The organism is Haloterrigena turkmenica DSM 5511 (genome assembly GCF_000025325.1).
GTDB classification, from domain to species: domain Archaea; phylum Halobacteriota; class Halobacteria; order Halobacteriales; family Natrialbaceae; genus Haloterrigena; species Haloterrigena turkmenica.
The window spans coordinates 1,006,226-1,023,417 of the sequence record NC_013743.1 but is presented as its reverse complement, the minus strand read 5'-3'; the positions used below and the strand labels follow the sequence as shown (position 1 = coordinate 1,023,417).

Sequence of the window (17,192 nt, the reverse complement as noted above, 5' to 3'; positions counted from 1 at the left end):
CCACCCCCGCGGTGGTCTGAACGGGTCGATAGCACGCGGACAGGACGATTTCGCTACGATTAGGATGGAGGTTTCAGCATGAGCTCAGAAACGGAGAACACGGACGGCACAGACGACTCGAGTACGGATTCCGGCGGCCACTGTTCGACGCCGGACTCGGACGGCGAAGTAGCCGAGGAGATCGCGATCATCTCCTTCGGACGGAAGATGGATACCGCCGAGGAGATCAAAGCCGAGATCGGCGATCGCTACGAGGCGATCGACATCATCGAGTACCACGGCGACGTCTTCGAGGAACACTGGGGCGAATACGACTGCTTCATCGGGCTGATGGCCTCGGGCATCGCGATGCGGAAGACGGCCCACCTGCTCGACGACAAGTGGGACGACCCCGCGATCTGCGTGGTCGACGAGGAACTCACTTGGGCCATCCCGATCACCGGCGGCCACCACGGCGCGAATCAGGTCGCACAGGACTTGGCGACGATGGGCGCCGTGCCGGCGATGACCACCGCCAGCGAGGCCGCTGGCAAGCAGGGCGTCGAGTCGCGCGCGAAGGCGATGGACACCCACGTCGTCAACGGCGACTCGACGGTCAAGACGAACCTCGCCGTGCTCGACGATAACCTCGGCCCCGTCGAGCGACTCGAGGGGCCGAAGGCCGTCCTCGTCGGCGACGACGTGACGGTTCTCAAGCGGAACAAAGACGAGGGGGTCGTCCTCGGCACCGGCAGCGTCTCCGGCGCCGACAAGGAGGCGTTCCTCGAGGCCTGGGAGGAAGCCCTCGAGCGAACGGACTACGAACTCGAGGACGTCGAGTTCGTCGGCACCGCGACGCGAAAGGAAGACGAGGAGGGACTGCTCGAGGCCGCGCAGGAACTCGATCTGGGTGTCGTCGCCTTCGACAAGGAGACGCTGCTCGACCACGAGGGGCCGACGCCCTCGAAGTCCAAGGAGCTGATCGGCTGGCCCGGCGTCTCCGAAGCCTCGGCGATCGCCGGCGGGGCTGAACAGGAACTGATTCTCGAGAAGATCAGCTACGAGAACGAGGTCACGGTGGCGATCGGCCGATGAGCGTCGAGGACGCAGCTACCAGCGGCGACGGCACCCCCGACGACCACGGCACCCTCTACGTCGTCGGCATCGGCCCCGGCCTGCCCGACCACATGACCAAGCGGGCCAAGGAGGTCATCGAGTCCTCGGAGGTCGTCATCGCCTCGAGCCTCTACCAGGAGTTCCTGCGCGACGACGGCACGATCCCCTCGGAGGAGCGAACGGACGAGGACGGCATCGCGACCCGCGAGGACGGCTTCGAGCAGGAGATCGTCCGCTCGACGATGGGACGCCAGATCGAACTCGCCCGCGCGGCGTTCGACTACGTCCGCGAGGGGAAGGACGTCGCCCACGTCTCCGGCGGCGACCCGTCGGTCTACGGCAAGTCCGACCTGATCTTCAAAATGGCCGACGAGGAGGACGCCACGGACGTCCCGATCGAGATCGTGCCCGGCATGACGGCGGCGCTGGGCGGCGCGGCCAACGTCGGCGCGCCGCTGTGCAACGACTTCTGTACGATCTCGCTGTCGGACAAGTGGCGCGGCTGGGACGAAATCGAGGAGAAACTGCGCGCCGCGGCAATCAGCGACTTCGTGATTGTCCTCTACAACTGCTGGCGAAACTACGAGAAGGCGGTCGAGATCGTCCGCGAGGAGCGCACCGACGACGCCCGCGTGGCCATCGTCAACGACGCGGGCCGCGCCGACGCCGGCCGGAACGGCGAGAGCCAGTTCATCACGACCCTCGGCGAGGCCGCCGACCACGACGACAAGGTCTCCGGGATGGGCACCTCGCTGATCATCGGCAACCACGAGACCGAGACCTGGAGCAACGACGACCGAACGTACCTCGTCACCCCGCGGGGCGGGCGTGACGTCGACGACTTCTGAAAGAGAGATACTACACACCAATGAGTACGGACACCAACGCAGATGCTGACGACGAATCGACGTCCAAGTGCGGCGCCTCGAGTACCGACACAGAGACCGAGACCTCGTCCTCGGAGTCGAAGTGCGGCGCTTCCTCGAACGAGACGGACGACTCGAGTAGCACCAAGTGCGGCGCCTCTTCGAGTTCCGATTCCTCGTCCTCGAGTTCCTGCGGAGCCTCGAGTTCGGACGACTCGGGAAGCAACGAGAAGGAGGTCGGCGCGACGATCGAGGACTTCGACGCCGAGCCCGGCCAACTGATCGCCGTCGGGCTCGGACCCGGTCACCCGGAGGGGATGACCGAGCGCGCGAAAGACGCCCTGCTCGAGGCCGACCACATCGTCGGCTACACGACCTACATCGAGCTGATTCCGGACGAGATCACCGACGAGGCCGAGGACATCTACGACACGCCGATGTGCGGCGAGGTCTCCCGGACGGAGGAGTCGATCGACCGCGCGCTGGCGGGCAACGACGTCGCCATCGTCGGCAGCGGCGATCCGAACGTCTACGCGCTGGCCGGGCTGGCGCTCGAGATCCTCGAGTCCAAGGGCGCGACGGCCTCGATGGTCGACTTCGAAGTGGTTCCGGGCGTCCCCGCGGCCCAATCCTGTGGGGCACGGCTCGGTGCACCCCTCGTGAACGATACCGTCTCGGTCTCGCTGTCGGACCACCTCGTTCCGATGCCCGAGATCGAGTCGCGCCTGCACTCGGTCGCCAGCGAGAACTTCACGATCACGATCTACAACCCGTGGAGCCGCAAGCGCCGCGAGAACTTCCAGAAGGCCTGCGAGATCCTCCTCACGCATCGAGACCCCGACACGCCGGTCGGCATCGTCCACGGCGCCGGCCGCGAGGACGAGCAGGTGATGATCACCGAACTCGAGGAACTCGAGGAACTCGGCGAGAGCGAGATCATTGACATGACGACGACCATCGTCGTCGGCACCGAGGACACCTACGTCTGGGACGACCGGATGGTCACGCCCCGGGGCTACGAGACGAAGTACGATTACTAACGATGCCACGATACGAAGTCACCATCGAGAAGGACGCCTGCGACGGCATCTTCGCCTGCCTGACCCGCGACCCGCGGTTCGTCGAGGGCGCGGACGGCCTCGCGACGATCGATCCCGACGCGGATCCGGTCTACGACTGCGAGGGCGAGGTCACCGACGACGTCGAGCGCGTCGTCGCGACGTTCGACGACGATCGCATCGACGAGGCCCAGCAGGCCGCGGCGGCCTGTCCGACGGACGCGATCGTCGTCGAGGAGGTGGGCGAATGAGCGAGACCGAATCGAAAGCCGACGGCGACGACGCCCTCGAGATCGCGGTCCCCTCGGACCCGCTCGCGGGCCACCCCGCGACGGCGTACTTCTGGGGCCACGTCGCCGGCAGCGGCGACGTTTCCGACGACCGAATCGAGGTCGTCACCAACGACGAGGAGTCCGCACAGGTGCTCGCGGCCATCGCTGGCGGCGACCTCGAGCACGAGACGACGACTCGAGACTACGCCCACGATACTTCCATCACGCGCACGGAGGACGAGTACACGCTGTCGATCGGGGCCGACGACGGCGCCGACGCCGAGACCGACGACTCGGGCCTCCTCGGCCGCAGCGGCGCACTCGGCCTCCCGGTCGACGGCCGGGGCAACTACCGCTTCGGCGCGTTCTCGAGTCACAACCGAGAACTCCTGCGTGGGTTGCTCGAGGGCTGTGGCACCGTCTGCTTCAAGTCCTCGAGCGGCACCGTCGGCATCTCCTTTGTCCACGACGACGCGGAACTGCTCGAACTCGCACAGGACCTGATCGACGAGAGCCCGGTCGAAACCCCGTACGACGACCTCTCCGAGACATCGTCGGGCGGCTACTGGTTCGGCGTCGACGACGCCGCCGCGCCCGAGTTCGGCACGTGGCTCTACGAGGACTGCGAGGAGACCGGCCTCTTCGCGCCGAGTCGCCGCCGCAAACTCGAGCGGAGCCTCGAGCAGGCGACGGCGTACGACGAGTAACCGACCGATCCCGATTCCGAACTCCAAAGATGAGCAAACCCGACGAGACCACGCCCGCGACGACGGCCGCGTTCGACGACGAGGCGCTCCTGCTGGTGGGCCACGGCTCCCGCCGCGAGAAGTCCAACGAACAGGTGCGAGACCTCGCCGGCGGCCTCGAGTCACGGCTCGGCATCCCGGTCGACGCCGCGTTCCTCGAACTCGCGGAGCCGGCGATCGACGAGGCACTCGCGCAACTCGCGCCCGTCACGTCGCAGGTAACCGTCGTCCACTGCTCGCTGTTCGCCGCGAGCCACGTCAAGAACGACGTGCCGCTGGCGCTCGAGCAGGCCCGGGCCGAACACGACCTCGAGATCAACAACGGCGCCCACCTGGGCATCCATCCCGCAATCTTGGACCTACTCGACGACCGCGCCGCCGAAGTCGAGGCCGAACTGGGCGTCGATCGCGCGGAAGACGACGTCGCCGTCGTCCTCTGTGGCCGCGGCTCGAGCGATCCGGACGCCAACGGCGACGTGCACAAGCTGGCCCGCCTGCTCTACGAGGGCCGCGAATTCGACCGCGTCGAGGCGACCTTCATCGGCGTCACGGAACCGACGCTCGAGGACACCCTCCACGGGCTCTCGAAGTACCGCCCCGACGCGGTCGTCGTCCTGCCGTACATGCTCGGCGACGGCGTGCTCACACAGCGGGTCCGCGACTGGACGGCGGAGTTCGACGACGACTACCCGTACGTCGAGGCGCTGGCCGGCGACCCGCTCGGGACGGACTCCCGACTGCTGGACGTCTTCGCCGACCGCTGGCAGGAGGCGCGGACGGACAGCGTCTCCATGTCCTGTGACACCTGCAAGTACAAGGTCGACCTCGAGGGCTACGAGGAGGACGTCGGCGGCGCTCGCGCCATGCTGCGCGCGCTGGCTCATCAGGAGGCCCACGCCGACCGCGAGGACGTCGACGACGAACCTCACAGCCACGACGCGCCCGAAAAGCACGTCGCGGTCTGTATGAACCAGACCTGCGCCGAGATGGGGTCGCCGTCGGTCCTCGAGCGCCTCCGGCAGGAGGCCCGTGACTCCGACCACTGCGACGCCCGCATCACGCGCTCGTCGTGTCTCGGCCGCTGTGGCGACGGGCCGATGGTCGCGGTCTACCCGGACGGCATCTGGTACGGCGACGTCGCGAGCCAGGACGCCGAGCGGATCGTCGGCGACCATTTGGACCGGGATCGAATCGTCAGCGACCTTGTCGATCAGACGCTGTAGCGGATCGAACCGACCGATGTGCACCGACACACTCGAGACGAAAAACACGACTCAGAATAGTCACTACACACACCCATGAGCTGTTACGAAATCGAAGCGCTACGACTCGGACTGATGAACGTCCTCGGCGTCGGGGACGACAGCACCCGCGACCACGCGGAGAACGAACTCGAGGGCCACCTCGAGGGGCCGATCGAGGGGCTCGCCAACGCGGAGAGCCTCGCGGAGGTCGAACGCCATCTCGACGCCGCGCTCGTCGATCTGGAAGAGGAAGTCGCCGCGATGGACAGCGACGATCCCGAATACGACTACACCCGCGGGAGGTTGGTCGCGGTCCGCGACGCCGAGCGCGCGGTCCAGCGACTGAGCGCGCAGGGCGAACACATCGTCGACGGGCTCGGCGACGCCCACGACACCCTCCACGAGACCTTCCCGGTAGAGGACTGACGATGGCCGAAACCGCTGACGCCGACCGCGAAGCCGATCGGGACGGCGACCGCGAGTTCCGGTCGGTCCCGCTCGGCGAGATCGAGACGGCCCGCAGCCGCCACATGTGGACCCGATCCGCAGTTCACGTCTCCGAGGGCGGCGATCTGGTCGTCACCGGCGAGTGGGACGGGACCGTCACCGCTCGCGAGGTCGACTCGGACTCGCTCGAGGCTCGCTGGACGGCCGACCATCCGGACCACGCGGTCGGGATCACGACGCTCTCGGGTGACGGGACCGAGAGCGACGGCGATACTGCGGAGACTGTGATCGTCGCCGGCCGCGGCGAGACTGGCACGATTGCAGCCTACGACGCCGCGACCGGCGAGCGACGCTGGCGGTACGACACCGTCGACGACCTCGGCGAGGCCGTCAAGGACACCGTCTTCTACCTCCCGTACGTGGTCGCCCTCGAGAGCGGCACCGACGGCGACGGCAACGAGCGACTCTATGCGGCCGCGCGACGGTACGAGCGCGACGGCGAGACGCGCCAGTGGCACAGCACCGTCTACGCGTTCGATCCCGACGGAACGGTGCGCTGGACGTACGAGACCGACGCCTCCCCGATCGCGATCGATCTCGACGCCGACGGCGAGCGACTGGCGGTCGGCTACAACCGCTGTATGGGCGATCACGACGTCGGACTCGTCGTCCTCGAAACAGCGTCGGGCGACCTCGCGTGGACCTGGGACCCCGGCACCGAGGGCGACCGGCGCGTCGGCGACGTTTCCTTCGACGGCGATTCGATCGCGGTCTCGAGCCACGGCGATAAACGGGGCTACCTGCTCGGTCCCGGCGGCGCCGAGCGCTGGCGCATCGATCTGGCGGTCGAAACCGAGATCGACGGCGAGACGCTGTACGCCTACCCGAACCACGCGTACGCGGCAGACGGGCGCGTGACGTTCGTAACCGGAAACACCTACGCCGTCGAGAGCCGCGAGACGGAGAACCGACACCCGAACGAGCACCGGATCGCGACCTTCGACGCCGACGGCGAGTTGGCGTGGGACGACGAGGTCCGGGGCTTCATTCACGGCCTCGCCGCTGACGGCGAGACGATCGTCGCACCCTGCGCGCAGAACTTCCGCGTTCGCGACCCCGAAACCCACGCCGTTCGTCGGTTCGACCTCGAGTCCGGGCCGCAACGAGTCGACCGACTCGCGGGGATCGCGACTGCCGCCGCCGTCGACGGCGGCACGCTGGCGGCGATCGAGGAACCCGTGGCCTACCACGACGAGGGCGAGACCCGCGGCGAGTACGCCCTGCACATGGCCCCGGTCGAATAAGAGAGCTGCCATAACCGGTTCGAGACCCGCTCACCATCACTCGTTTTCCCGGCCGAAGTCGGCCTCGAGCGGCCGATCCCGCCACCAGTCGCATACGCAAGGGAAATTACCACAACGCCCACTCGCATGGGTTTTGCATATAATGACAACGGGTCTAGAAGATGATGGTTCCGAGGAATGTTCGGATCCCGTGGCAGTCGAGGATCACTCGAGCCATCGTCACGACGGTGAGCACGCGACGCGAGCGGATCGCAGGGTTCTGACCGACGGGGGTCAGGCAGAGATGGCCGAGGAGGGTAACGACGAGGAATCGACAGCTGATGCCGACGACGCGTCGGAAGACGATACGGAAGAGGCCGAGGCTGGAGAGGAAGAAACCGAAGCTGAGGAAGAGACTGAAGAGGAGGAAGAAGCCGAAGCAGAGGACGAAGAGACTGAAGAAGAGGCTGAGGAGGAGGAAGCAGAGGACGAAGAGACTGAAGAAGAGGCTGAGGAGGAGGAAGCAGAGGACGAAGAGACTGAAGAAGAGGCTGAGGAGGAGGAAGCAGAGGACGAAGAGACTGAAGAAGAGGCTGAGGAGGAGGAAGCAGAGGACGAAGAAGCTGAAGAAGAGGAGGCAGAGGAAGAGGAACGAGATGTCGGAGACGAAACCGGTGAACTCACCGACGACAAGCGCGCGGAAGGCCACGCCGACGACGCCGAAGCGGTCTACGAAGGCGACGATGCTTCCGGCATCCTCCATCTCGACCTCGACGGGCTGTTCCTCGACCTGCTCGGACTCGAGGTCAACCTGAATCCGGTCCAGCTCGACGTGTCGGCAAGGCCGGGCAGTAACAACCTCCTCGGGAACCTGTTGTCCGCCGTGACGGGGCTGCTGGACGGCCCCGGTGCGATGATCGACAAGGCGAAGGAGCTCCTGAAAAAGCCGTTCGAACTGCTCAAGAAGGTCCCGGGGAAGGCCAAGGAGGTCCTCAGCGGGATTCTTGAGAAACCCAAAGAGATGCTCAGCGGGCTCCTCGAGAAGCCCAAGCAGTTCCTCAGCGGACTGCTGAGCAAGCCGAAGGAACTGTTTAGCAAGCTGTTGGGGATGCTGGGGCTCGGCGGCGAGGAAGAAGCCGAAGGCGAGGAGGCAGAAGGCGAGGAAGCGGCCGAAGGCGAAGAAGAAGAAGCGGAATCCGGCGGCCGAATCTCCTCGCTCGTCAGCTGGGTGAAGGGAATTCTCGGCAAGCCGGTCGAGTGGCTCCGCGGGCTCTTTGGCGGCGGAGACGAGGAGGAAGCGGCTGCGGCGGACGAAGCGGCCGAAGCGGAAGACGAGGAAGCGCCGGATGAAGCGGACGTCGGAGAGGACGAAGAGACGCCGGACGAATCGGAGGTGGGAGAAGACGAAGAATCGCCAGAGGAAGCAGACGTCGAAGAAGACGAAGAAGCGGAGGGCACAGAGGAGGACGAGGAGGCGACCGAATCGCCCGGACGGATCTCAGCCGCAGGAAATCGGGCGAAAAAGGGTCTCGCCGGGCTCATACCGAGCTTGCCGGTCGAGGACATCGTGGCGATGGTCGTCAGTGAGGTACTCGAGCAGCTAATCGAACAGCTAGAACCCGACGAGGAGCAGGAAGGGACAGATAACCAGTCAGACGCAACAGCGGAGGCAGCCTAACGATGAGCGGAGAATCCGACACCGAGTCCAAGTCAATGGCCCAGCGCATCGACTTCGAGAAGATCACCCAGAACATCGACGTCGAGGAACTGATCGAGGGCACACAGTGGGAGGACAAGATCGAGGAGGACCAGCCCCTCGGAGAGGCCATCGGCGCCCAGATCGGCGCGCTCATCGGCCGGAAGATCGGCGAATCCATCGGTCGAGCGATCGGTGATATGATCCTTGAGGAACTGTTCGGCGACAAAGAAGAAGCCGAAGAGGAAGTCGAAGCTGAAGAGGCCGAAGAAGAGGAAGCCGAAGCTGAAGCGGAGGATCTCGAAGAAGAGGCTGCGGAAGAAGAAGTCGAGGCCGAAGAGGAAGCTGACGAATCGGCGGAGGAAGAGGAGGAATCCGAATCGGAAGACGACGAACAGTCGGACGAATCAGCGGATGACGAGTCCGAGGCGTCCGGCGATGAGGACACCGACGACAGCCAGGCCGAGGACGGCGAAGAGGACGAAGCCGCGGCGGACGATGAGAGTGGCGAGGAGTCCGAGGCCGAGGAAGAGGACGCCGTCGAAGCCGAGGAGGACTGACCATGGTACGAAAGCAGCTTCCCGACGGCGGATCGTCCGTCACGGCCCGAGGTGAGCGCCATGGCTGAAAGCGGACTGCGGAAGCTGGTCGCCAAGGAGGTGAGCGACCAGCTCGACGTGGCCGACGTGCTCGGCGACGGCAGCCTCGAGGACAGCATCGACGGCGGCGAGGTCGGCGCGGCGGTCGGCCGCGAGTTCGGCGAGCAGGTCGGGCGCGAACTCGGCGGGGCGATCGGCCGCGGAATCCACGAATCGATCGCCGAAGGCCTCGAGGAGGGGAAGAGCCGCAAGGAGATGCAGTCGACCCTTACGGCGTCGATTCGCGACGCCCTCCGGGAGACGGTCGAAGAAAACGACGCGAAGAAGTCGGTCAAGTCGCTGGCTCAGGGCGTCTCCGGGGAGAGCGGTCTCGAGGGCCTGCTCGAGAGCGATACTGACGAAAGCGAATCCGAGAGCGACGAGAGCGAGGAAGCCGAAAGCGAGAGCGGTACGCAGGAGACCATCGAGTCGGTCGTCGAGAGCATCGGTGAGGAAAGCGGACTCGGTGACGTTCTCGGGGAAGAGGATGAGGGCGAGGAAGCGGAAGACGAGGCCGAGCCCGAAGCTGAAGGTGAGGAGGAAGAAATAGAGGACGAATCCGAGCCGGAGGATGAAGGCGACGAGGAGGAGGCGGAAGACGAGGCCGAGTCGGAGGACGAAGGTGACGAAGCTGAATCGGAAGACGAAGCCGAGCCGGAAGCTGAAAGCGACGAAGCGGAGGCGACCGAGGACGAATCCGAAGACGAGACCGAAGAGGCCGAAGAGGCCGAAGCGGAAGCGAGCGACGACTCCGAGCCGTCGGTCGAAGACATCGAGGACTTGCGGCGTGACACCTTGGAGGACTTCCTCGGTATCATGTCCTACGACGATCTGCAATCGGTGGCCAAGGACGTCGACGTGAAGGCGAACCTCAGCCGCGAGAAGATGACCGAGGAGATCATCGCGGCGGTGACCGACGAGGACGAAGACGACGAAGAGGCGGAGGCCGAAGCGGAATAGCGACCGGCGGCCGAAACCGAATCGTCGCCGTCCGCCCTCGAGTGGCGGCCCGGACGGCAGCGATCGGCGAACGGCGAACTGTGGACCGCGGCGCGGACAGCGAGGGAACCCATGAGCCAGGATAGCCAGGACCTCCACGATCGGGTGACCGAGATACTGAACGCCGCCGAGACCTCGAGCGGGTCGATGCTCGGCGACGAGAACGGGGACTCCGACGGCGCGGACCTCCTCGAGACCGCCGCGGAGGCCAGCGACCTCCTCGAGTCCGCGGAGCCGGACGAACTGCTCGCGGCGGTCGGACTGGACACGCTGCCGGACGGCAGCGAACCGGACTCGATCCCGGAAGCGATCGCACGGGGCGATCCGGAGCAGGTCTCGGACCTCCAACGGCTGTTGCACCTCTCGAATCTGGCCGATGACGACGACGAGAGGGCGCTCGAGGGGGCCGTCGACGAACTCCGGTCGTCGATCGGCGACGGCGAGGAAGCGACGGCCGAATCGGGCGACGGCGACGAGGCCGGCAGCGAGGGCGACCAAGATGAGGAGGACGGAAGTGGAGACGATGAAGGCGAAGACGACGGACTGCTCGAGACCGTGATCGGCTCGAGCGACGAGGACGGCGAGAGCGGCGCCGAAGCGGAGGCCGGCGACACCGAAACCGATGACGACGCAGACGAATCCGACGGCGAGGGCGGCGCTCGAGAGGTGGTCGAGGCGGCCGCCGAAACGGTCGGCGAAGCCGGTGGACTCCTCGAGGACGATGAGAGCAGCGACGACAGCGGTACCGAGGCAGCGGCCAGCGACACCGAAGCGGACGGCGATGCCGACGAATCCGACGGCGAGGGCGGCGCTCGAGAGACGATCGAAGCGGCCGCCGAAACGGTCGGCGAGGCTAGCGGAATTCTCGAGGGGGAGGACGGAAACGACGATGACGACGCCGGCTCCGTCATCGGCGACCGACTCCGATCGGCGGTCGAGTCCTCGCTGACGGGCGTCGGCGACGACCTCGAGGGGCTCCACGAGCGACTGCAGGAGCGAAGCGCCAGTTCCGTCGGCGGCGAAGGCGACGGTGAGGACGAAGCCGACACAGCGGACGAGGAAGACGACGGGCTGCTCGGCTCCGGGCTCGGCTCGAGCGGCGAGGGCGGCGGCGACGGAACCCGCCACTCGACGATGCCACCGCCGCCATCGAAGCGCGCGGATATGAGGACGACACGTCACTCGACGATGCCCAAACGCCGCTGAGCGATTCGTCCGCTCGCACTGTGGCGCAACGGACCGTCACGAAATCCCGGCAGGAGACCGCTGAAGGCTTATCCCGACTGCAGCCGTCGCTCTCGTATGACGAGACACGTTAGCGAGACCCAGATCCGCCACTGGCTAGACGAGACGGCGATTCGGGGCGTAACGGCTCATGCAGACGAGGACACCGCGTTCAACCTACAGATCGAACTCTCGCGGTTGCCCGTCCACGTCATCAAGGAGGAGGAGTTCGGCCCCGTCCGGATCGTCGGTCGAAGCGGGTTCGACACCGAGCGAACGAAGAAACTGCTCCGCGACGATCAGCGCCGGAGCGAACTCCTCCAGTACGTCGGGCCGATGCTGGCGGCGACGCCGGGGTTCTACACGTTCCTCGATCCGGCCGGAGAGTCCTGTCAGCTCCGACGGGCGGAGACCGTTCAGGTCGAGTATCGTCTCTACCCCGAGAACGCCTCCCAGCAGGCCCTGATGGACGGAATCATGTCGATCGCGACGAGCATGCGGTACGTCCGAAACGTCGTCGCGACGATCGGCGCACAAGTGGAACCGGAAACTGATGAGTAACGCGTGTGACGCTGCCGACCGCCTCGCCGTGCGGTGGAGGCCGAACATTTACTTCGGCTGTCGTGTGACATAGCCCTATGACGCTACTCGTGCCGTTCGACGGGTCGAAACTGGCGAGAAAAGCGCTCGAGAAGGCCGCGATGTTCGGCGACCTGTTAGACGAGGAGGTCGTCGTCCTGACGGTGATCCCCGACGACGCCGACTACGCCCGAGACCGCGGCTGGATCGCCGAGGGAGAGCCGTTCGACCCGGAGGCCATCGAAGCGGGCATCGAGACGCGAGCGTCGGCGGTCGCCCCGGAAGCGACGTTCCAGACCGAGCGCGTCAGTTCCGACGAGCCGACCGCGACGGCGACGAACAACGTCGTCCGCGCGATCCGACGGGTCGCCGGCGAGATCGGCGCCTCGGTGGTCTTCATCGGCTCCGAAAACGCCGGTTCGGTGATCGCCCCACAGTCAAGCGTCGGCAGTCCGGTCGCCAACGACCAGCGTTACGACGTCTACGTCGTCCGCGAACCCGGCGATGACGTCGATCCCGAGGACATCACGGACATCGATTCGACCGTCGAGTGATCGCGTGCCCGCTCTCACGGCGGCGTCAGTCGGCCCCGCCGTCGGGCACTCGAGTTCGCGGCGCGAAAATCGGAGCCAGTTTGTAGTCGACCGAGGCCGTCTCGAGTAGACGCGTGTTCGGACGAAGGTCGGAACCAGTGAGAGTAGGGCCATGGTAGGGTCAGCCACGGAGAGGGCCGTGACGCCGGCAGCGGCGTCGATCCCCGTCGAGGACCCGATTCTCATCTTCGGGCTGGCGATGACCGTCTTCCTGGTCGCGCCGCTGGTGCTCGACCGCTATCGGCTCCCGGGGATCATCGGCGTCATCGTCGTCGGGGCGGCGATCGGTCCCAACGGCCTCGGGATCCTCGAGCGCGGGGAGACGATCGTGCTGCTCGGCGAGGTCGGAATCGTCTACCTGATGTTCGTCGCGGGCCTTGAGATCAACCTCACCCAGTTCATCGCGTACAAGGACCGGAGCGCCGTCTTCGGCGTCCTCTCCTTCGCGATCCCGCAGGCGATCGGGACCGTCGTCGGCCGCTACGCCCTCGGGCTCACCGTCGGCGCCGCGGCGCTGTTCGCGGCGATTTTCGCCTCACACACGCTGCTGGCGTACCCGATCGTCAGCCGACTGGGGATCGCGAAGACCGAGAGCGTCACGGCGACGATCGGCGGGACGATCGTCACCGACACCCTCGCGCTGCTCGTCCTCGCGGTCGTCATGGCCGGCGAGGCGGGCGAACTGGGGCCGGCCTTCTGGCTCTCGCTGACGGGCAAACTCGCGCTCTTCTTCGTCGGCGTCTGGGTGCTCGTCCCTCGGCTGGGCGAGTGGTTCTTCCGGACGGTCGATCAGGAGAGCTACTTCGAGTTCCTGTTCGTGATGGCCGTCCTCTTCGGCTGCGCCTTCCTCGCCGAACTCGCCGGCGTGGAGCACATCATCGGCGCGTTCCTCGCGGGGCTGGTCCTCAACCGGCTGATCCCCGAGAGCGGCCCGCTGATGAACCGGATCGAGTTCGTCGGCAACGCGCTGTTCATTCCCTTCTTCCTGCTCTCCGTGGGGATGCTCGTCGACGTGTGGGTCCTGACCGAGGGCCTCGAGACGCTGGCGATCGCCGCCGCGTTCGTCGGTCTCTTGCTCCCGACGAAGTACGCGGCGGCGTGGTTGACCGCGCGGCTGTACGGCTACTCGACCGACGAGACGATGGCGATGTTCGGGCTCTCGCTGGGCCAGGCCGCCGCGGCGTTGGCCATCGTGCTCATCGGCTACGAGGCGACCCTGTTCGGCGAGGCGATGCTCAACGCCACGGTGCTGATGATCCTCGTCGTTAGCGTGATCAGTCCCGCCATCGTCGACCGCTACGGCCGGGGCATCGCTCGCGCGTCCGAACGCACCGCGTACGATCCGCGGGCCGCCCCGCAACGAATTATGGTCCCCGTTTCGCGCGACTCCCAGTACAGCGAACGCCTGCTCGATCTCGCGCTACTGGTTCGCGAACCCGACGAGAATCAGCCGCTGTACTCCCTGAGCGTCGCTCGACCGGGAACCGACGCCGAGGCCGACGTCGCGGAACTCGAGTCGGACCTCGAGGCGACGGAGGCCTACGCGGCCGGCGCTGAGGTCCCCCTCGAGAGCCAGACGCGCGTCGACGCCAACGTCGCCTCGGGAATCGTGCGGGCGGCCCTCGAGAACCGGATCACGACGCTAGTCATCGGCTGGGACGGCGCGCCGCGCCACCAGCGCGTCTTCGGCCACGTGATCGATCGGGTGTTGATTCGGACGAAACAACTCGTCCTGGTCTCGCACGTGCGACAGCCGCTGAACACTACTGACGAGGTCGTGGTCGTCCTCCCGCCGGGGATCGACCACAACGACGGGTTCTCCGAGGCCGTCCACACGGTCGAGCACCTCGCGGACCAGGTCGGCGCGCCGGTTCGCGGCCTCGTCGTCGACGGAAACTCGGACCAGTTCGAGCGGCTGTTCGATCTGGTCGAACCCGACGTACCGGCGACGTTCGAACGAGTCGACGGCTGGGACGCCCTCGAGGACCGACTCCGCGAAGACGTCGACGAGACGTCGCTGGTCGTTCCGATGAGCGCCCGACGGGGGACGATGGGCTGGGACGCGACGCTGCGAACGCTGCCGACGACCGTTGCAGAACTGACCGATGGGAACTTCGTGGTGATTTATCCGGCGGTCGGCGAGGAAGGCGACGATCGGCAGTTCCTGCAGTTTCGGTGACTGACCCGTCTGAATCGCTACAGGGGTATCTGACGCGACTGACCCCGTGACCAGAGTGAAGCAGGCGGATGCCGGGCATCCGTGAGCGGAGCGAGCGGTTCACCGAGCGCGCCGCTGGCGCGCTTGGCGTTTTTTCTCGGGGGTTGAGGCTGGCGTCTTCGACGCCAGCCGATGCCCCCGTTAAAAAAGTTCGGGGCCTAACGCTTATTCCACTGTCTGTCGTCGGTTCGAACGAGAATGGTCGATCGGAACGGGTGGGGACGGGAGCATCCCGTCCTCACCGGGTCGCCCCGAAGCCCTCCGTCGTCGTTCGTCGAACAGGCGAACGTCTCGGAGCCGGGGATCTATGAGGAGTTCGAGGCGGAGTGGCCGGAGTGCTGGGAGCAGGCGGCCGAGTTGCTCTCGTGGGACGAGACGTACGACACCGTCCTCGAGGACGGCGAGGCCCCGTTCTACGAGTGGTTCGCCGGCGGGAAACTGAACGCGTCGTACAACTGCCTCGATCGGCACCTCGAGGCGGGGCGGAAGAACCACGCCGCGATCCGGTGGGAGGGCAAGCAGGGCGAGCGCCGGACCTACACCTACCGCGACCTGTACGTCGAGGTCAACGAGTTCGCCGCGGCGCTGCGCGACTTGGGCGTCGAGGAGGACGACGTGGTGACGATCTACCTCCCGATGATCCCGGAGCTGCCGATCGCGATGCTGGCCTGTGCCCGTATCGGCGCGCCCCACAGCGTCGTCTTCGCCGGACTGTCGGCTGACGCACTCGTCACCCGGATGGACGCCGCCGACAGCGAGTACTTGCTGACCTGCGACGGCTACTACCGCCGCGGGGACGCGTTCAACCAGAAGAGCAAGGCCGACAACGCCCGGCTCAAACTCGAGCAGAACGTGCGGACGGTCGTCGTCGACCGGCTGGGCGAGGACCTCCCCCACGTCCTCGGCGACGAGGAGTACGACTACCACGACCTCCGCGCGGAGTTTTCCGGCGAGACCGTCGAGCCCGTTTCGCGGGACGCCGAGGACATGTTGTTCCTGATGTACACCTCGGGAACGACCGGCGAGCCGAAGGGCGTCGTCCACTCCACGGGCGGCTACCTCGCTCACGTCGCGTGGACGAGCCACGCCGTCTTGGACGTCAAGCCCGAGGACACCTACTGGTGTGCCGCAGACATCGGCTGGATCACCGGCCACTCCTACATCGTCTACGGCCCGCTCGCGCTGGGGACGACATCGGTTATGTACGAGGGGACCCCCGACTACCCCGACCGGGACCGGCTCTGGGAGATCGTCGACCGAAACGCCGTCGACGTCTTCTACACCGCGCCGACGGCCATCCGCGCGTTCATGAAGTGGGGCGAGGAGTACCCCGCCGAACACGACCTGTCGTCGCTGCGTCTGCTCGGTAGCGTCGGCGAACCGATCAGCCCGCGCCCGTGGAACTGGTACTACGAGCACATCGGCAACGAGGAGTGTCCGGTCGTCGACACCTGGTGGCAGACCGAGACCGGCGCCGTGACGATTTCGACGCTGCCCGCGGTCGACGAGATGAAACCCGGCGCGGCCGGGCCGGGGCTCCCGGGGATCGACGTCCGCGTCGTCGACGCCGCCGGCGAGCCGGTCGATTCGGGCGATACCGGCTATCTCACGATCGCTCGCCCGTGGCCGGGGATGGCCCGGACGCTGTACGACGGCGACGACCGCTTCCGCGCGGAGTACTGGGAGCGGTTCTCCGACCCCGACGCCGACGAGTGGCGCTACTTCAGCGGCGACGCCGCTCGAATCGACGAGGACGGCTACGTGACCGTTCTCGGCCGGGTCGACGACGTCATCAACGTCGCCGGCCGCCGGCTGAGCACGATGGAGATCGAGTCGGCGATCACCGACGTCGCCGGCGTCGCTGAGGCCGCCGTCGTCGGCCGCTCGAGCGAAACGAACGGGACCGATATCTACGCCTACGTCAGCACCGAGGGCGGCTACGACGACGAGACCGTCGTCCGCGAGGCGATCGTCGACAACATCGAGGCGGCGATCGGCCCGATCGCTCGCCCCGAGGCGGTCGTCTTCACGCCCGAACTGCCAAAGACGCGCTCTGGCAAGATCATGCGCCGCCTGCTCGAGGACGTCGCGAACGGAGAGGAGCTGGGCGACACCAGTGCCCTGCGAAACCCGGAGATCGTCGGCGAAATTCAGGCGGAGATCGACGACGAGTGAACCGCCGTGGCCGTTTCGCTCTTTCAAATTTCGCGAAACGTAGTAGTTGGATTGTGATG

The 17,192-nt window shown here is 66.4% G+C and carries 16 protein-coding genes; all 16 read left to right on the top strand.

Translation table 11 applies throughout. The features are described from left to right. Window positions 1-78: 78 nt before the first annotated feature. The gene (gene cbiG, locus HTUR_RS04915; protein ID WP_012942198.1) at window positions 79-1,074 is read left to right on the top strand and encodes a cobalt-precorrin 5A hydrolase; all 996 of its coding nucleotides are present in this window, start codon (window positions 79-81) and stop codon (window positions 1,072-1,074) included. Further along, window positions 1,071-1,943 (top strand): precorrin-3B C(17)-methyltransferase, encoded by an 873-nt coding sequence (locus tag HTUR_RS04910; protein ID WP_012942197.1) that lies wholly within the window; start codon window positions 1,071-1,073, stop codon window positions 1,941-1,943. The genes cbiG and HTUR_RS04910 overlap by 4 nt, the downstream gene beginning before the upstream one ends. Before the next feature lie 20 nt (window positions 1,944-1,963). Then, on the top strand, window positions 1,964-3,001 hold the full coding sequence (gene cobJ, locus HTUR_RS04905) for a precorrin-3B C(17)-methyltransferase (RefSeq protein WP_012942196.1): 1,038 nt from the start codon (window positions 1,964-1,966) through the stop codon (window positions 2,999-3,001). A gap of 2 nt (window positions 3,002-3,003) precedes the next feature. Continuing rightward, a complete protein-coding gene (locus HTUR_RS04900; RefSeq protein ID WP_012942195.1) occupies window positions 3,004-3,270 on the top strand; it encodes a ferredoxin in 267 nt (88 codons plus the stop codon). Next, complete coding sequence (locus HTUR_RS04895) at window positions 3,267-3,998, top strand: hypothetical protein (RefSeq protein ID WP_012942194.1); 732 nt, start codon at window positions 3,267-3,269, stop codon at window positions 3,996-3,998. Before HTUR_RS04900 ends, HTUR_RS04895 begins: the two co-directional genes overlap by 4 nt. A gap of 29 nt (window positions 3,999-4,027) precedes the next feature. After that, window positions 4,028-5,260 (top strand): CbiX/SirB N-terminal domain-containing protein, encoded by a 1,233-nt coding sequence (locus HTUR_RS04890; RefSeq protein ID WP_012942193.1) that lies wholly within the window; start codon window positions 4,028-4,030, stop codon window positions 5,258-5,260. A 75-nt stretch (window positions 5,261-5,335) separates the two neighbouring features. Then, on the top strand, window positions 5,336-5,707 hold the full coding sequence (locus HTUR_RS04885) for a DUF3209 family protein (RefSeq protein WP_012942192.1): 372 nt from the start codon (window positions 5,336-5,338) through the stop codon (window positions 5,705-5,707). Between the two features lie 2 nt (window positions 5,708-5,709). Next, window positions 5,710-7,032, top strand: coding sequence for an outer membrane protein assembly factor BamB family protein (locus HTUR_RS04880; RefSeq protein ID WP_012942191.1), 1,323 nt, complete (start codon window positions 5,710-5,712; stop codon window positions 7,030-7,032). 142 nt (window positions 7,033-7,174) lie between these two features. After that, window positions 7,175-8,689, top strand: a complete 1,515-nt coding sequence (locus HTUR_RS04875) for a hypothetical protein (RefSeq protein WP_049941610.1) — start codon at window positions 7,175-7,177, stop codon at window positions 8,687-8,689. Between the two features lie 2 nt (window positions 8,690-8,691). Continuing rightward, window positions 8,692-9,267 (top strand): hypothetical protein, encoded by a 576-nt coding sequence (locus HTUR_RS04870; RefSeq protein WP_012942189.1) that lies wholly within the window; start codon window positions 8,692-8,694, stop codon window positions 9,265-9,267. Between the two features lie 60 nt (window positions 9,268-9,327). After that, window positions 9,328-10,305, top strand: a complete 978-nt coding sequence (locus tag HTUR_RS04865; protein WP_012942188.1) for a hypothetical protein — start codon at window positions 9,328-9,330, stop codon at window positions 10,303-10,305. 111 nt (window positions 10,306-10,416) lie between these two features. Next, window positions 10,417-11,550 (top strand): hypothetical protein, encoded by a 1,134-nt coding sequence (locus HTUR_RS04860; RefSeq protein WP_012942187.1) that lies wholly within the window; start codon window positions 10,417-10,419, stop codon window positions 11,548-11,550. A 96-nt stretch (window positions 11,551-11,646) separates the two neighbouring features. Further along, window positions 11,647-12,129 carry a hypothetical protein gene (locus HTUR_RS04855; RefSeq protein WP_012942186.1) on the top strand — a complete coding sequence of 161 codons (483 nt, stop codon included), beginning with the start codon at window positions 11,647-11,649 and terminating at the stop codon, window positions 12,127-12,129. Window positions 12,130-12,206: 77 nt separating this feature from the next. Next, entirely contained in the window at window positions 12,207-12,701 is a 495-nt protein-coding gene (locus HTUR_RS04850; protein WP_012942185.1) for a universal stress protein, read from the top strand. Between the two features lie 151 nt (window positions 12,702-12,852). Beyond that, window positions 12,853-14,919 (top strand): cation:proton antiporter, encoded by a 2,067-nt coding sequence (locus HTUR_RS04845; RefSeq protein ID WP_012942184.1) that lies wholly within the window; start codon window positions 12,853-12,855, stop codon window positions 14,917-14,919. 237 nt (window positions 14,920-15,156) lie between these two features. Further along, entirely contained in the window at window positions 15,157-17,133 is a 1,977-nt protein-coding gene (acs, locus tag HTUR_RS04840) for an acetate--CoA ligase (protein WP_012942183.1), read from the top strand. Window positions 17,134-17,192: the final 59 nt, after the last annotated feature.

Bases quoted from the DNA above. Each gene is read 5' to 3' on its own strand.
- cbiG (WP_012942198.1), top strand. From the start codon at position 79: ATGAGCTCAGAAACGGAGAACACGGACGGCACAGACGACTCGAGTACG.
- HTUR_RS04910 (WP_012942197.1), top strand. From the start codon at position 1,071: ATGAGCGTCGAGGACGCAGCTACCAGCGGCGACGGCACCCCCGACGAC.
- cobJ (WP_012942196.1), top strand. From the start codon at position 1,964: ATGAGTACGGACACCAACGCAGATGCTGACGACGAATCGACGTCCAAG.
- HTUR_RS04900 (WP_012942195.1), top strand. From the start codon at position 3,004: ATGCCACGATACGAAGTCACCATCGAGAAGGACGCCTGCGACGGCATC.
- HTUR_RS04895 (WP_012942194.1), top strand. From the start codon at position 3,267: ATGAGCGAGACCGAATCGAAAGCCGACGGCGACGACGCCCTCGAGATC.
- HTUR_RS04890 (WP_012942193.1), top strand. From the start codon at position 4,028: ATGAGCAAACCCGACGAGACCACGCCCGCGACGACGGCCGCGTTCGAC.
- HTUR_RS04885 (WP_012942192.1), top strand. From the start codon at position 5,336: ATGAGCTGTTACGAAATCGAAGCGCTACGACTCGGACTGATGAACGTC.
- HTUR_RS04880 (WP_012942191.1), top strand. From the start codon at position 5,710: ATGGCCGAAACCGCTGACGCCGACCGCGAAGCCGATCGGGACGGCGAC.
- HTUR_RS04875 (WP_049941610.1), top strand. From the start codon at position 7,175: ATGACAACGGGTCTAGAAGATGATGGTTCCGAGGAATGTTCGGATCCC.
- HTUR_RS04870 (WP_012942189.1), top strand. From the start codon at position 8,692: ATGAGCGGAGAATCCGACACCGAGTCCAAGTCAATGGCCCAGCGCATC.
- HTUR_RS04865 (WP_012942188.1), top strand. From the start codon at position 9,328: ATGGCTGAAAGCGGACTGCGGAAGCTGGTCGCCAAGGAGGTGAGCGAC.
- HTUR_RS04860 (WP_012942187.1), top strand. From the start codon at position 10,417: ATGAGCCAGGATAGCCAGGACCTCCACGATCGGGTGACCGAGATACTG.
- HTUR_RS04855 (WP_012942186.1), top strand. From the start codon at position 11,647: ATGACGAGACACGTTAGCGAGACCCAGATCCGCCACTGGCTAGACGAG.
- HTUR_RS04850 (WP_012942185.1), top strand. From the start codon at position 12,207: ATGACGCTACTCGTGCCGTTCGACGGGTCGAAACTGGCGAGAAAAGCG.
- HTUR_RS04845 (WP_012942184.1), top strand. From the start codon at position 12,853: ATGGTAGGGTCAGCCACGGAGAGGGCCGTGACGCCGGCAGCGGCGTCG.
- acs (WP_012942183.1), top strand. From the start codon at position 15,157: ATGGTCGATCGGAACGGGTGGGGACGGGAGCATCCCGTCCTCACCGGG.